The sequence below is a fragment of the Desulfovibrio inopinatus DSM 10711 genome, assembly GCF_000429305.1.
Taxonomy (GTDB): domain Bacteria; phylum Desulfobacterota; class Desulfovibrionia; order Desulfovibrionales; family Desulfovibrionaceae; genus Alteridesulfovibrio; species Alteridesulfovibrio inopinatus.
On record NZ_AUBP01000027.1, the window covers coordinates 86,220 to 101,770 of the forward strand.

At 46.9% G+C, this 15,551-nt stretch carries 12 protein-coding genes; 6 read left to right on the top strand and 6 right to left on the bottom strand.

Annotated features, from left to right (window positions below; all coding sequences use genetic code 11):
* Positions 1–101: 101 nt before the first annotated feature.
* The 4 genes from G451_RS0116455 to G451_RS0116475 form a co-directional block, all read right to left on the bottom strand.
* On the bottom strand, positions 102–839 hold the full coding sequence (locus tag G451_RS0116455) for a metallophosphoesterase family protein (protein ID WP_027185121.1): 738 nt from the start codon (positions 837–839) through the stop codon (positions 102–104).
* A gap of 28 nt (positions 840–867) precedes the next feature.
* Positions 868–1,563 (bottom strand): DVU0298 family protein, encoded by a 696-nt coding sequence (locus G451_RS0116460; protein ID WP_027185122.1) that lies wholly within the window; start codon positions 1,561–1,563, stop codon positions 868–870.
* 326 nt (positions 1,564–1,889) lie between these two features.
* On the bottom strand, positions 1,890–2,783 hold the full coding sequence (locus tag G451_RS0116465; protein WP_027185123.1) for a flagellin N-terminal helical domain-containing protein: 894 nt from the start codon (positions 2,781–2,783) through the stop codon (positions 1,890–1,892).
* Between the two features lie 456 nt (positions 2,784–3,239).
* Positions 3,240–3,689: an FKBP-type peptidyl-prolyl cis-trans isomerase gene (locus G451_RS0116475; RefSeq protein WP_027185124.1), complete on the bottom strand. Its 450-nt coding sequence runs from the start codon at positions 3,687–3,689 to the stop codon at positions 3,240–3,242.
* Positions 3,690–3,984: 295 nt separating this feature from the next.
* On the opposite strand from G451_RS0116475, the gene G451_RS0116480 reads away from it, so the two are divergent.
* The 4 genes from G451_RS0116480 to G451_RS0116495 all read left to right on the top strand — a co-directional run bounded on the left by G451_RS0116480 (position 3,985) and on the right by G451_RS0116495 (position 11,069).
* Entirely contained in the window at positions 3,985–4,179 is a 195-nt protein-coding gene (locus G451_RS0116480) for a Nif11-like leader peptide family natural product precursor (protein WP_027185125.1), read from the top strand.
* Positions 4,180–4,326: 147 nt separating this feature from the next.
* Positions 4,327–5,553, top strand: a complete 1,227-nt coding sequence (locus G451_RS0116485; protein WP_034642533.1) for a hypothetical protein — start codon at positions 4,327–4,329, stop codon at positions 5,551–5,553.
* Positions 5,554–5,675: 122 nt separating this feature from the next.
* Positions 5,676–8,867 (top strand): beta-phosphoglucomutase family hydrolase, encoded by a 3,192-nt coding sequence (locus G451_RS29900; protein WP_051261585.1) that lies wholly within the window; start codon positions 5,676–5,678, stop codon positions 8,865–8,867.
* Positions 8,868–9,050: 183 nt separating this feature from the next.
* A complete protein-coding gene (locus G451_RS0116495) occupies positions 9,051–11,069 on the top strand; it encodes a monovalent cation:proton antiporter family protein (protein WP_027185127.1) in 2,019 nt (672 codons plus the stop codon).
* Between the two features lie 335 nt (positions 11,070–11,404).
* On the opposite strand, the gene G451_RS0116500 is transcribed toward G451_RS0116495, so the two are convergent.
* Complete coding sequence (locus G451_RS0116500) at positions 11,405–11,797, bottom strand: Ros/MucR family transcriptional regulator (protein WP_027185128.1); 393 nt, start codon at positions 11,795–11,797, stop codon at positions 11,405–11,407.
* 309 nt (positions 11,798–12,106) lie between these two features.
* Positions 12,107–13,690, bottom strand: a complete 1,584-nt coding sequence (locus G451_RS32985) for a hypothetical protein (protein ID WP_051261586.1) — start codon at positions 13,688–13,690, stop codon at positions 12,107–12,109.
* 158 nt (positions 13,691–13,848) lie between these two features.
* Between G451_RS32985 and G451_RS29910 the strand changes: the two genes are divergently transcribed.
* Positions 13,849–14,520 carry a TetR/AcrR family transcriptional regulator gene (locus G451_RS29910; protein ID WP_051261587.1) on the top strand — a complete coding sequence of 224 codons (672 nt, stop codon included), beginning with the start codon at positions 13,849–13,851 and terminating at the stop codon, positions 14,518–14,520.
* 10 nt (positions 14,521–14,530) lie between these two features.
* Positions 14,531–15,550, top strand: coding sequence for an efflux RND transporter periplasmic adaptor subunit (locus tag G451_RS0116520; protein WP_034642536.1), 1,020 nt, complete (start codon positions 14,531–14,533; stop codon positions 15,548–15,550).
* Position 15,551 lies beyond the last annotated feature (1 nt).

Here is a 15,551-nt window from a genome sequence, read left to right on the forward strand (position 1 = left end):
ATCGCAACTCCTTACTCCATTGCGATGGGGGTATCGGGTGAAAGTCCTCGAATGTCAAAATGAGGCGTCACGTGAGGTTGGGGCGTATACAGAAAAATTTGCTAAAGCAATCGATCCGCATATTGTCGAGGAATGTTTGCGGCAAGAATCTTTTCCGCCGTCTTGTGAGCATCATAGGTAACACTGCGAATATCAAGGCGGTATGTTTCGATGTCAAAGAGGATATATTTGGCGTTGCTATTGCCGTCTCTGGGCTGTCCAACACTACCGACGTTGATAATGGAACGGGATATTGTGTCGATGAAGTAGATACCCTCTTTCAAATGTCGTCGTACAAGCGTTTGATCGGGAAGAAGCTCGACATGCTCAAGCATATGCGTATGTCCGACAAAACAAATGCGTTCGGTATACGATGAAAAAATATCATGAAGCATCGTATCATCGCATTCAAAAAGATAGGTGCGGAGCGACTTGGGGGGCATGCCGTGAACAAAACGAAAATCGCCAAGCACAAGGTGGTCATCGAGTGTTTTCAGAAAGTCCAACGATGCAGGAGAGAGCATTGCGATGGTTTTGTCCAAGGCTTGGCGTGATGTGGAATTGAACCAGGCACGGGCTTTTTTACTGAGAACACCTTCCTCATGATTTCCCAAGGTACAGATGACATTGTCGAGTTCACAAAGACGAGCAATGACGGCGTCAGGATCGGGACCGTATCCAATCATATCGCCGGGGCAAATAATGCCATGAACCGGAGTTGCATGCTTATCGATATCATCAAGAACAGCATTTAGCGCTTCGAGGTTCGCGTGAATATCCGAAAGAATGGCGTATTGCATAATGAACTTCAGTATGGAGCGTACAATTCTATGAGATTGCCTTCAAGGCTTCCTGAGCAAGTTGGGCGACTGTGGTGTCTTCAAGACAACGATTTCGATAGAGACGAACAGCGTTCTGATCGTTGCACAGTGCGTCGAGATATCCTCGTGCATCGGGATCTTCGACAGGACCAAGGAGACTCACGGTCCATGCACAGAGACCACGTGTCACTGCATCATCATTTTGCAAACCATCAATAACGTCACGCTGACCATGCCGAGCAAGTTCCGGGCGAGCCTGAGCAAGTCGACCGATGCCCCAATAGGCACACTGTCGAAGAGGACAGTGGTCGATGTAATTACTTGAGCAGGCATTTTCCTGAATATACGAGATGAGAATACGATGAAATTCCAGTGCAAGTCCTTCATGACAGGCCAAAATTTCCCCAAACGTTTCAGGAATTCCCCAACCAATGTTGCCGGATTCTTCATTGAGATTCCACATGAGCCTTCGCATAAGAATGCGGCCGTCCTCCATACGCGCGTCAGCCATAGGAGGGACAACAACACCAAACGCCGTCACCGCATGCCACCGAACGAGTTCTTCTTTATCGAGCAGCGCTCCAAAAAGTGGGCCGAGTACTGTTTTAGCTGGCAGGACAAGCAATTCGCTCAGTCGGGATTCCCAGTCTGCTGCAGCGAGGATGTCTCGAGTTTTTGAACGAAGTGCACGCATTCTTGCCATGATAATCTCCTTTGTCTCACAATGTAGAGCGAGAAGAGGAGACCTTAAAGGAATTTGTTTCGTTTGGAAATAAATCGATCGTTTAAAGTTGAGCGTTTGCAGTGCGGATTTTTCGCGCGAGTGCCAGCGAGATATGACATGGTGATATCGTGATGGGTGATAATTTATGGTGCAGTGTATGTTCACACGTTGTTTTTCATATTTTTGCGTCGTTCCTGAGGCAGACAATCTTGTATTATAAAGAATAAAAAAACACCCCCTCCAACTGCATGAGGGGGTGTTTTTTTGTCAAAAAATTGACAATAAATAAGTAGGCGCCGTATCGGTTAACCACCGATAAGTTGCATAGCCATTTTAGGCAGGGAGTTGGCTTGTGCAAGCATGGCGACGGCGGCTTGCGTGAGGATCTGGTTGCGAACAAATTCGGTCATTTCTGTAGCAACGTCGACGTCAGAAATGCGTGATTCAGCAGCAACAAGGTTTTCCGCCTGAATGGATAAGTTTTCGATGGTGTTTTCCAGGCGGTTTTGCAGCGCACCAAGATTGGCTCGAATGGTGTCCTTGGAAATAATGGCTGCATTGATTGCGTCCAGAGCTAACTGCGCGGCTTCTTGTGTTGAAATACTGTATCCGGCTCTTCCTGCTCCAGTGCTATTTCCGACACCAAACGCTGAAGCGGTCGAGTTCCCGATGCGGACATAATAGTAGTCTTCAGCTGAGTTGTTGCTTGTGCCAAAGTGAACCTTGAGTTTGCCCGTGGACAGCAAACCACTGCCGTTATGGACATCAGACGACAAGTTGCCATCAAGCAGATGGATACCGTTGAAGTCGGTTGCCATGGCGATACGAGTGATTTCCGACGCCATAGCCTGATATTCCGAATCAATGAGAATACGTTGTGCAGAACTGTAGGTACCCGTGGCTGCTTGTTCCGCGAGTTCCTTCATGCGAATGAGTTTTTCATCGATAATCTGCAACGCTCCGTCTGCAGTCTGAATCATGGAAACGGCGTCGTTAGCGTTACGAATGCCTTGGTTGAGTGTCGCAACATCAGCGCGCATAAGTTCGCGAATGGCCAAACCTGCAGCATCATCAGCCGCCGTGCCTATGCGCAATCCCGACGAAAGGCGGCGGGTGGAGGTATCAAGTTGTGCGTAGTGAAGGTTAAGATTTCTGGCCGCGTTCATGGCCATGAGGTTGTGATTGATTACCAAGGACATAGTCCGTCTCCTTTCTCGCCTGTTGAAATAGTGGTCTGGTCATCCAGTAAGGACGTGTCCGGCGACTTGGCTAATGCACATCGCTTGCCACATTTGAAAAGATATTGATTATCAGTGTGTTGCGTCTGGCTAACGATTGTTCAAGGCAAAAAATTCCCTGCCATGATTTTGACGAAACCGGTAAAGAATCTCTTTTTACAAAGAAAATGAGATGAGGGGACGGGATATCCAGGACAAAAAAGAGCATGATCGGAAAGGAGAATTATCAATACCTTTCAAGAAGAGCGGGGTTATATTCGAGGAGACGACCAAGACAAGAATATAAAGGCGTCAATAATTTGAAATTGAGTAAGAATAGAGGATGGGTGATATCGTGTGCTTGTGCGAAAACGTCAAAAGATTCACATGAAGGGAGGTCGGTGGAGCCAAAGCCACCGCGTTTACAGGCTTGGTATTCTATTGCGCCATTGGGACGTCCGCTGGCCGTCGGACATCAAGGATGGTGATGTGAAATACAAGATCATAATCCGAGAGTGGGTGATTGAAATTGATCGTAATTGTATCTCCGTCACATGCAACGATTGTTGCTAAACTGGCCTTCTCATTGTGGGGAACACGCAGGACGGTGCCTGGCTGAGGGATGATATTTTTCGGGAGCTGAGATCGGGATGTTTGGGCAATACGTTCCGGTTGGAAGCTCCCGAATGCCTGAGTTGCAGGAATATACGTCGTGAAGACATCGCCCGGCCCATGTCCCATAAGTGCAGCGTCAAAACCGGGAAGAATGTCACCTGAACCGGCAACCAAACAACATGGGGTACTTTCCGTTGTCGCATCAAGAACGAATCCGTTCGGCAAAGAACAGCAGTAATGAACGGAAACACAATCTCCTGGACGGATCTTCATGGTCTCTCCTCCAAGAAGAGGGAAGGGGAAATGAGGGACATCATTCAGGGACTGTAGACCAAGCACATTTGATTCTCAATGGGTTTAAGAGACATGAGGAGGAGAAATGAATATAAATGGATTCCTTCTGGCATTGATCTTGAGGATAAAATCGGTTTAGTATTGAATACATTTGATTGAGAACGCTTGAGGAACGGGGTGTAACGCCAAAATGAATTTATGCGTATTCATGTGTGGAAATAGAGTATCTCAGGACCGTGAAATACACGCCTGAAGTATACGCCAAGGAGGGACTATGTCTGTTGAAGATGCAAAACGCTATATGAAACGTATGCGTGAAGATAAAGATTTTCGAGCGATGATAACGCAAGAAGAGGATATGCAGAAAAATTGGGAACGCATACACGCTGAAGGCTATGATTTTACGCCACAAGAGTTTAAGCAAGCACAACGTGAAGAATATGAAACGGTATATGGCGATACGCATTGAAGAAGGCGACGTTCGACCATGATTGGGGGTGTTTGAAAGAATACTCGTGTGAGAAAGAGTCAAGGAAGTTATATTCTCTGAATATTCAATTCTTCGTACGCGCTTCGACTGTTGACGACCATCAACCTCAAGCTATGGAGCCGTTTCATGTTTGATATTCCTTTGTCCTGGGAGGTCCCTGTCACGCTGAAATCGTTTTATGAACTCATGGAAAAAACACATGGAGTTCGGTTGTCGCTCATGGAAAATCATGAATACGGGCAACCGTATGATACGCAGTCCGTGACCTCATTGAAAGGAGCGTTGGCCGCATTGGAAGCTCTTCCTCTTGAGTCGGGAAAACGACGTGTCGAGCTTTCTCGCGGACGGGATGTCTTGCTTGATATCGGGTATGAGGCGGATGAGTTAGCCAAAGACATTTTTTATACTACCCATGACGACGCCACATTCTTTGATTTTTTGGGATCGAAATCAGGCGAGTTTGCTGATGATGTAGAGCGGATTGTTGCTGCTTTTTCCGGGATGACGTTCGAAACGTTCGTAACAGATCGGGACGGGACAATTAATAATTATTGTGGTCGCTATCAAACATCTATCCAATCACTCTATAATGCGGTGTACCTGACTGCTTTTGCCAGAGCTCAGGTGACGAATCCTATCATTTTAACGTCTGCCCCGCTGGCCGATTTCGGTATTGCCGACCTGACCGTTTCACCCCCAAACGCGTTTATCCTCGCGGGATCCAAAGGACGTGAATTTTTCGATTTGGAAGGAGAGCGTCGAGTATTCCCCATTGATCCACATAAACAACGCTTGCTTGATACCTTCAATACGCAACTAGGTGCGATGCTGCTGGCCCCGGGGATGGAAACGTTCACACTCATCGGGTCCGGTGTGCAATTCAAATTCGGCCAGACTACCTTGGCGAGGCAAGATTATTCGAAGAGTATTGATCCGGAGCTTTCTCAAGCGCTGCTTGATGCCATCCGAACTCTTGTCTCCAGAGTTGATCCTTCCGGAGAGCATTTTCGCATTGAAGATACCGGACTTGATATCGAAATTATTTTAACCATTGATGACGACGTTCAGGGGGCGAAGGATTTCGATAAAGGAGACGCCATACGGTTTATTACAGAGACGTTGGCTGTCGACCTGGGGCAGGGGAATGTTTTGGTCTGCGGAGATACCAACTCCGATGTGCCCATGCTTGAAGCGGCGATGAAGTCCAATCCCAAAACTCAATCCGTATTTGTCACGACAGACGAGGCACTACGCTCTCGCGTTGCGTCGATTTGTCCACAGGCGGTGTGTGTTGCGTCGCCCGATGCACTTGTTACGGCTCTGTACCGTTTGGCCGGAGGAATACGCAGGTAAACAGGAGGCAACAAACGGAAGCGGAACCGGAGCTATGATCGGGCAGCGTCACGATATGCCCACGAACCAGCCGGCAACACCGCGATATGTCGATGCGGGTCGGTGTTTCCAACGAGGATGCCATGGATTCGATCTCTTTCAAAGGCGCCATTTTCGATCTTGATGGGGTCATCACACGGACGGCAGCCGTCCATGCCGACGCATGGGAGGCTATGTTCAATGATTTTTTGCGGGTATATGCCGAACGTGAAGACAAACCGTTTTTGCCGTTTGATAAACGTGATGATTATTTCAAATATGTTGATGGATTACCGCGGTTTCAGGGCGTAAAGAGCTTTTTGCAAGCTCGAGGTATTGAACTTCCTTTCGGTGCCGTAGACGACGCGGATACAGTGGAAACCATTTGTGGGTTAGGAAATAGAAAAAACATTGAATTCCAACGTATTTTGAAAGAAAAAGGACCTGAAGTTTTTCAGCAATCCGTTGAGTTTATCAATTCGTTGAAAGCCCATGGTATTCGTGTTGCCGTGGCGTCTTCTTCACAGAATTGTGCGCTGGTGCTTACCCTGGCCGGACTGGATTCAATGTTTGAAGTTCGTGTAGACGGAATAATGTCGCAAGAACTCGGCCTTACCGGCAAACCTGATCCGGATATTTTTCTTGAAGCAGCTCGCCGTCTTGGTTTGCATCCGAGTCAATGTATGGTTGTGGAGGATGCCATTTCTGGGGTTCAAGCAGGACGTAATGGCAACTTCGGCTTGGTGCTCGGTGTGGCCACCAATGTTGCCGGGAGCTTGTTAAAACAATTCGGTGCTGATCTTGTTGTTCGAAACCTCGGAGAGATCACGCATGAAGACATCGAGTATTGGTTCCTTGATGAGATAGAGCGTGACGGTTGGCGTTTGTCGTATACCGGTTTTGATCCAGGTGATGAAAAGCTTCGTGAAACACTATGCGCTATTGGGAACGGATATATTGGGACTCGTGGATGTTTCGAAGGAGAAATGGCATCGTTTTCTTTTTATCCGGGGACGTACATTGCTGGTATCTATAATTGTGTTCCTACCGAGATTCATGGCCGCCAAATTTATAACAATGATTTTGTGAACTGCCCGAATTGGCTGCTCTTTGAACTTAAAATCGGGCGTTCGGACTTCAAGAGTCCTCTCGCAATGGAATTGTTAAGTCATGCGCAGACATTGAGTATGAAGGACGCCGTGTTTGAACGCACCATTGTGTGTCGTGACGAACTCGGCCGTATTACCCGCATTCGGTCCATGCGCTTGGCCAGCATGGCTAATCCTCATGTTTTAGCCATGCGTTACGAAATAACGCCGCTCAACTATTCAGATAAAATAACGGTTCGGTCATGCATTGATGGCAATGTGAACAATGACAATGTCCCGCGATATCGCGAACTGGAATCACAACATTTGGCCTATGTCGATTCCGGAACGACCGATTACGGTTTCTTTCTCCACAGTGAAACGACCGCTTCCAAATATCAGATTCTTATGGCGGCGAAAAACCTTGTGACAAAAAATGGTCGTGATTACGACCCCAAGCGCACGTTCTACAGAAGCGGCGCCAAAGTCGGGGAAGAGCTTGTTTTTGAAATTGAGGAAAATAATGCCTATGCCGTCGAAAAAATTGTAGGTGTTGCCACATCGTTGGATGATTGTCCCGATGCATGTGACCTCAATCCCAAACGGACGGCCGTAGATGCCATGAATGCGGTCCGGAGTTATCAGGCCGCTTATAGTCCTCATGCGCGAGCCTGGGAGACGCTTTGGGAAAAGTTGGATACAGAGATCGTAGGGGACCGTTTCGTTCAGAAAGCGATTCGTCTCCATATGTATCACTTACTTGTGTCCGCTTCGCCAAATAATCATGAAATCGATGCCGGTATCACGGCTCGTGGTCTGCACGGGGAGGCCTATCGAGGACATGTTTTTTGGGATGAATTGTATATCTTACCATTTTATAATCTCCATTTTCCAGAGATATCAAAAGCATTATTGCTCTACCGATACCGTCGTCTTGATGCTGCTCGGGAATATGCTCACGAAAATGGCTATAAGGGAGCCATGTATCCTTGGCAAACTGCCGATACCGGGGGCGAAGAAACCCAAGAGCTGCATTATAATCCCGAGGCCGATACCTGGGGCCCTGATTTGAGTCGCCGGCAACGTCACGTCTCCATTGCCGTGTTCTACAATGTATGGCGCTATGCCCGCGATACGGGAGATCGTCGGTTTGTGCTGGATTACGGCGCTGAAATGATGATTGAAATTGCTCGGTTTTGGGCAAGTATAGCCCAATACGATGAGGCCGATGGCAAGTATCACATCCAAGGCGTTATGGGACCGGATGAATTTCATGAAAAGTTGCCAGGGTCTGAAGAACCCGGTTTGAAAGACAATGCGTATACCAATATCATGGTCGTTTGGTTGCTCAACAAAGCAAAAGAACTTGTTCAGTCTTTAGGGGTGAGTTCCAAGCGTGCCTTGAAAGAGCGTATTGATTTCGACATATCGGAAGTCCAAGCATGGAAAACCATTGCCGAGTGTATGAACGTTATTATTACGGACAACGATATTATTAGCCAGTTTGAAGGCTATATGGATCTCCAGGATCTCGACTGGGAGTACTACAAGAAGCGGTATTACAGTATTCATCGCATGGACCGGATTCTCAAGGCACAAGGCGATTCTCCGGATAAGTATAAGGTCGCCAAGCAGGCCGACGTCCTGATGACATATTATGTTCTCGACCCCGCAACGGTTGCAGAAATACTGGGAACCCTCGGGTATGAGATTGATGACCCTGTGCACCTGTTGCGGAAAAATTACGAATATTATGTCAAACGGACGTCCCATGGCTCGACGTTATCAAAAGTGGTCCATGCCGTTATCTGCAACTATACCAAAGATCCCCAAACAGCTTGGCAATGGTTTATGGAAGCCATGCAGAGTGATATTTATGACACTCAGGGGGGAACAACCGTTGAAGGTATTCATACGGGGGTTATGGCTGGAACATGCGATGTTGTTTTGCGGTATTTTGCGGGCGTGGAACTTGGCGGGAAAAATCCGGTTATCACGCCACACCTTCCGTTACACTGGAAGAAATTACGGCTTCGCTTTGTCCATAAGAAAATTTGGTTTGATCTGACCATTACCCAGGAGACCATCACCATCAAAGTGAACAAGCAAGGGCGGGATACGGTGCAGGTCAATGTATTCGATGATAAATATTTCTTTATGGATGGAGAGACTAAAACTATCGCCATGAATCATGGGGGAACAGCTTAACGGGCATCGCATTTAATGAAGTGAAATCTTGACGGGATATTCCTTGCCAAGTGAATTCGCAAATTCTTTTACAGAATACAGGGGAAAGGGACGTGCTTCCTTTTCCCCTGTAGCATTTTCAAAAACAACGAGATCATCATACTTTGGCTTTTATTTTTGTGATGGTTTCGATATGGGGTGGTCATGGAACTCCCACTTTTACAAGACCTGTTCGTCGTGTTCGGTTTGGCCATCGGGGTCATTTATGTATGTCACCGTATTCGGATTCCTCCCATTGTAGGTTTTTTGCTGACAGGGGTGTTGACGGGTCCACATGGTTTGCGTCTTGTTCATAATCCCCACGAAGTCGAACTCATGTCCGAGATCGGCGTTATCATGCTGTTGTTCACCATTGGGTTGGAATTATCGGTTTCTGAACTGGCACGGTTGAAACGACCGGTATTTATCGGCGGCGGCGCGCAAGTGCTGTTGACCATCATCGCCTTTTTCTCCATTGGAGAAATCTTGGATTTAACGTCCAACCAAGCCGTTTTTCTTGGTTTTCTAGCTGCACTGTCCAGTACAGCCATTGTTCTCAAATTATTGCAGGAACTCTATCGTATCGATGCCCCCCATGGGCGAGTCACGCTATCTATCCTTATTTTTCAGGACGTGATCATTGTTCCGATGATGCTGCTTGTGCCCATTTTAGCCGGACGATCCACCAATCTGGGTATGTCGCTTTTATTGCTGTCGGGAAAATTCGTCCTTGTTCTTGTACTGGTTTTTTTTCTGGCGCGTCGTCTCATCCCTTGGATATTGCAGCAGGTTGCTTCGGTGAAGAGTCGCGAACTCTTCCTCTTGGCGACCTTGGGTATATGTTTGGGTATTGCTCTGATGACATCGTCGTTAGGGTTATCACTCTCCTTGGGAGCATTCTTGGCGGGCCTTGTCATTTCGGAATCGCCGTATAGCCTCTCTGCATTGGAAGGCATACTGCCATTTCGTGATGTGTTTACGAGTTTGTTTTTTGTCTCCATCGGCATGCTGCTCAACACCGCGTTTTTTTGGGAACACAGCATGACCATTTTCGGTATAGCCATATCGATTTTATTCGTGAAATTCTTGTTTGCCGGAGCAGGGGCCATTATACTGGGATACCCTCTGCGAACGGGGCTGTATGTTGGACTCGCCCTTTGTCAGGTCGGTGAGTTTTCATTTGTTCTAGCGAAGGCCGGACTTGATGTCGGCCTCATTAAGGAACCGTTTTACCAAAGTTTTTTAGCAGCCAGTGTGCTGACAATGGTGCTGGCTCCGTTCATCATCAAAGGATCTCCAGCACTCGTGAAACCTGTTATGCGTTTGAGAAACAGGCTCTTTCCCGATGCTGGCGTCGATACGGAAGATGTTCCAGTACAGCCGGAATTTAAAGACCATCTCATTATTGTTGGATACGGAGTCGGTGGGCGTCATCTTGCTCAAACCGCAAAAGCATCGCACATTCCTTATGTTATCGTGGAACTCAATCCTGAAACGGTGAAAACCGTTTCAAAGCAGGGCGAAAACATTTTGCTTGGTGATGCTGTCCATGAAGCGGTATTGGATCATGTTTGTATTCGTTCGGCTAAAGTCCTCGCGCTGGTTATACCCGACCCGGCTGCCGTCAGACGGATTACCGATCTGGCAAGGAGGATGAGCCCCGGCCTTCATATCATCGCTCGAACGCGATTTCTGGCAGAGATTGAGCCACTTTTGGAGATTGGGGCCAATGACGTTGTGCCTGAAGAATTCGAAACATCTATCGAGATACTATGTCGAGTGCTTTCGACATACCGTGTTCCTCGGAAGGAAATTGCCAGTCTTACACAGGCAATTCGAGCAAGTGGATATCGCTCGTTGCGCAAGGACGGCGAAGATATGCAAGTGATTATTGATGCTACCCGGCATTTGCCTGATGTGGATGTAAACGTCTTTCGAGTGGAGCATGGAGCATGTTTAGAAGGGAAAAGTCTTGAAAGCGCAGCGTTACGCCGTGAGCATGGTGTGACTGTTGTCGCCGTAAGTCGTGGATCGATCACGACAGCGAATCCACATGCTGAGTTCCGCTTGGAGGAGGGAGATAGGGTGAGTGTGTTGGGTACCCGGGCTTCGCTCATTGCTGTTGCCGAATTGTTCTCTCATGAAGGGAATGAAGCCTTGGAAGGGGAAGACGAATTTCTTTAACATCTTTTAGATGTTGAGATACGCGCGAACAATATGTTGCAACTATATTGTTTCTTAAATATAGTAATCTACCTACGTTAATTATGGGGAGGGCGAAAAAAAATTTCTCTTGGGTATTGTGATGTTGGCTCAAGTTGGTCCCACTATACCTTATGAACGTAACATCTTTTCATTTTTGTGATTATGCGCAAGGTTTGTGATTGTATGTCGATGATTGGTTTCGGAGTAGGGATATGAAAAGCCCGATTTTGCCTAAACAAAACCGGGCTTATATACACACTGTAAAAAGCGCTGATACTTTGCTGAAAATGTGGTGCGATGATGTGCTTATTCTTTTAAGACTTGGTTCGCTTTTCCCACAATTTCATTTTTTTCATCTTGTTACGCCGTTCACGCTGTAACGATTTGCATACTAGCGGCGTATTTTTCTTATAACCCCACTTTTCACGATATTCAGCTGTGGTTAAACCGTGAGCGGCAAGATGTCGTTTCGTCAGTATCTTGAATGATTTTCCACATTCAAGACAGGAAACTGATTTTTCCTTGAGCGCTTTTTTAGGGTCAATATTAACCGGCGATTCATTATCGGCATTAAACTGCCCATCGCTGATGTTTTTGATATCGTCCGCTAGCTTCTTCACCATAGAGGTGATTTCTTCTTCTGTCATATTGCGCACACTGGCCTGCGCTTTGACGATTTCCAGTGCTTGCTTCAAATGTTCGTCCATTGGGTTCTCCCTTCTCATTGAAAACAAGAATATATATAATTTTCAAATGAACCATTTTTAAAACAATGTCAAGAATTGAAGAAAAGAATCTGTGCAATGCGAATCATTTTTCATATGAAGTGCGTTGAGTATACACATTGTCTCTTCACAGAACAGTCTGTATGGAATGAGAACAATGTGTCAGTCAAAAAATACGACATTTTGAGTTTTCATCATTAAAAACCAAACGGGATACGATGAAGAAACGTCGGTGTCGAAGTTTATGAAAGAGATTCGCAAACAGAATAGAAAAGTTTGTGGTTTCACCAATCAACATGGATGTTCAAGATGCGGTCCGCAATGACCAATAATGATCTTGGAGTCCTGTGGATCCCATTCGAAGTAAATACGAACTGTTTCGTAAATACTGTCTTTTACTCCTATTTTGAGGTGTTTGAGCATAACCATAGGCACCCCTTTATAATGAAACGTGTGAAGCTCTCGAGATCGCGGGTTGGATTCCACTGTTTTCGATTCTCTGGCAGAGTAGGCATTGCCAAAGACTTTCCGTGCCTCGGCATCCCCTTTGCTTTGCAACACCTGATAATAGTCGGTGACCAGAGTGCGCAAAAGATCGAATGCTTTTTGTCGATATTTGAATCGTTGAGATTTTTTGGCTGAGGCCATGGCGGTATCTAAAATAACGATGCGATCAGGGTAAATTGTGCTAAGGAGCACAAGGGATTGTTCCAATGTAGGGCCTTCGGCGAAGAGTGATTCGAAAGCTTGACAAAATTCTGGTGCATATGAGTCGGTTGTATTCGATGGACCACTTTTGTTTTCAACAATAAGTCGCATGTTGTCGTATTTGGATTGAAGCTGACGGTTCTCGTCGACAACATTTTCCAAATCATGCTGCAATTTTATGACTTGCCTCTCTTTGGTCGTTAATTCGCGGTCTGCTTCTTCAAAAAGAGCTGCATATTCTTTCGTTTCCTGTGTGTTGGCCTCCAGCGCCTTCATTTGATTGATACGTTGAGTGAACTCATGGCGAAACAGGCTCGTCTTGATGGTGTCGAGCGATGTGTGGCGCAAGGCACATTGCCGATTGGCATGATGAAGCAACCTGGCTACCAGTTCATCTTCTGTGCAGTAGCGTGTTTCACGCTGATGTTGGGTCTGCAAAGGTACACGGGCCATATTCGACTCCAAAGAGTCTGTCTGTCTAAGCCGGAAAGGGTAAAGAAACGTGGCTTCTTTGGGGCTGAGCAACGCGTGGAGCGGAGAGGTGTCTTTATTGAGTGTTTGTAGACAATCGGGATCAAAGGTACATACGTCCGCGACACCAACAAGCTGTTGGCGAAGTCTCTCTGGATGAATCGCGGCTTTTGATTGCTGTTTGGGCAGAAGGATGAGTGGATGGAGACGTTTTTCGTCAAGGATAAGTTCCGTTATTGAATCCAGCGTAGTGCTATCGAGATGCAGGGGGACAAGGCCAGGGGTTCCGCTCACGGGGTTGCATTTTTCAAGAAGTCCATCAAGGACATCCGGTCGTGTCGGAAGAATCGGTTTAGAAACAAAGGGGCTTTGCTCGTCAAGGCGGGAGACAACAGAGCAAAAGACGTCACTTTTTTCTTGTGCTTGTCGAAGGCCTATTTCTGTTATCCATTGACGGCTGGGGGAAGCCAAGTCGGGAACGGTGTGTCGTACAGCGTATAAACGAGGATAACCGGACTGTTTTTCGATAAAATCGACAAGAACCCCATCACGAAATCGTGAGGTTTTTGCTGCGCGCATTTTCGCAGTTGTAAAGGAGCGCTCCAGTGCCATGCTGAGCCATTCCGTTATCGTGTCGAGTACCTGTTCCACTCCGTCGGTTGGATTAAGTTTGCAGATTGCACAATAAACAAGCATAAGAGTATCCTTTGACAAGGTTTATGTTTCAGGATGAGTACATAGCGCATTTTTTCTGAATTGCAACGTTGCAAAAAACAACTATGGAAGTTGAAAGATCCCACAGATAATCAGTAAACAATGTTTACAAGAAGAACTTCGTTTGCTAGAGCCCGGCCATGTCAATCGAAGAACGAAAAGAACGAGATCGACAAATCATGCGGCGAAAGATTCTTGATGCCGCGAGAGTGTTATTTGTCCGAGAGGGGTTCGACAATGTTACCATGCGTCGCATTGCTCGCCGAATTGAATATAGCCCTGCTGCATTATATCGCTATTTTCAGAATAAGGCCGACCTGTTACAAAGTCTACGGATAGAAGGCTTCGATATGCTCAACCATGAGATGTTACGGAATGGAAATGAGCCTGATCCAATGAAACGCCTTCGCCAGTTGGCTTTGGTTTATGTTCGGTTTGCTTGTGATAATCCTGAATATTACGAGTTGATGTTTAATGCGGGCGATCCCACGTCCGTAGAACAGGGATGGCCAAGCGAGCCCATGCAAGCCTTTGGTATGCTCCAAAACGTTGTTATGGCTGCCATGGCAGAAGGAGCTTTCAACAACGTCGATCTCGAAACAGCAGTTTTTGGAATATGGTCGTCATGTCATGGCCTTGCCAATCTTGTTGTGAAGAACAGGTTAGCAAATCTTGTTGGCGATGAACATGTTGATGAACTGGTTGAGAAGATTGTTGATTTTGGAATTTATACGAGTGAACGTGGTACCAGAGCCAGAAAGTCGGCCGGCAGTACGCTGAATAGTCAGGCTGATCAAGCTGCTTCTGGATAGGAGAAACGTAATGAAGCGTTTGGGCGTAGTCGGGTATGGGCTCCTGTTCTTCATTCTTTGTACTTCTTATCCGGCTCGAATAGCCCAAGCGCAAATTCAGGCTGAAAAAACTTTTATTCCTCAACCAGCTTCCCGCGAAATCGTTTTGACGGGGTATACGCGTCCGAGGACTGAAGTGACGCTTGTCACCGAAGAATCGGGCCGGTGTCTCTCCGTTAAGGCGGATATTGGCGAGGTTATTGCTCCTGGTGGCGTGTTCGCCATCCTTGATCCCACCTTTATTAAGCATGAACTTGCCGGCAACCGCGCCGATCAGGCCCGATTGACGAGTGAAGTCACCTATTTCAAAAAGCAATTCGATCGCTTTAATAAGCTTGTTTCGAAAAAAGTGGCCGCAATGTCCGATTTGGATGAGGATTTGCGCGATCTGGAAAGCGCCAGTCACCAACTCGACAAGCTCAAAGTGGAAGAACGCCGTCTTGAAGAACGCTTGCGCCGTTCGGTTGTGCATGTGCCACCCAAATGGAGCTGGAAAGTCATTGAGCGATACCTTGAACCCGGTGAATGGGTGAATCAGGGGGATAAAGTTGCTGAGCTTGGCCGCTTTGATGTTCTTCTTGTGCCGTTCGCACTGACCTTTGAAGAACTGAAAGCCCTTCAATCTGAAAAAGTCCCTCAACTGCGTCTGCCTGAATTGGATACAACCGTTGATGCCGCAATTGCCCGGATTTCACCTGATTTTGATCCGGAAACCCGCAAAATTGATGTTGATTTGGAAATTATACAAGGGAACTTCGCGTTCCGCGGCGGTTTGCGGACAGAGTTAACCATTCGAGTGGCGGCAGCTGGGAATGCTCTCCTTGTTCCTCAAAAAAGTCTACTCAAAGCCTATGAAGATGTTTTCCTCGTCCGGGCTGATGGTGAGCGCGTCAAAGTCGTTCTTCTCGGTCCAGCCGGGAACGATATGGCGCGGGTCAGCTCGATAGAGATCAAGTCCGGGGACCGATTTCTTCTTTCGCCGGGGTCTTGAT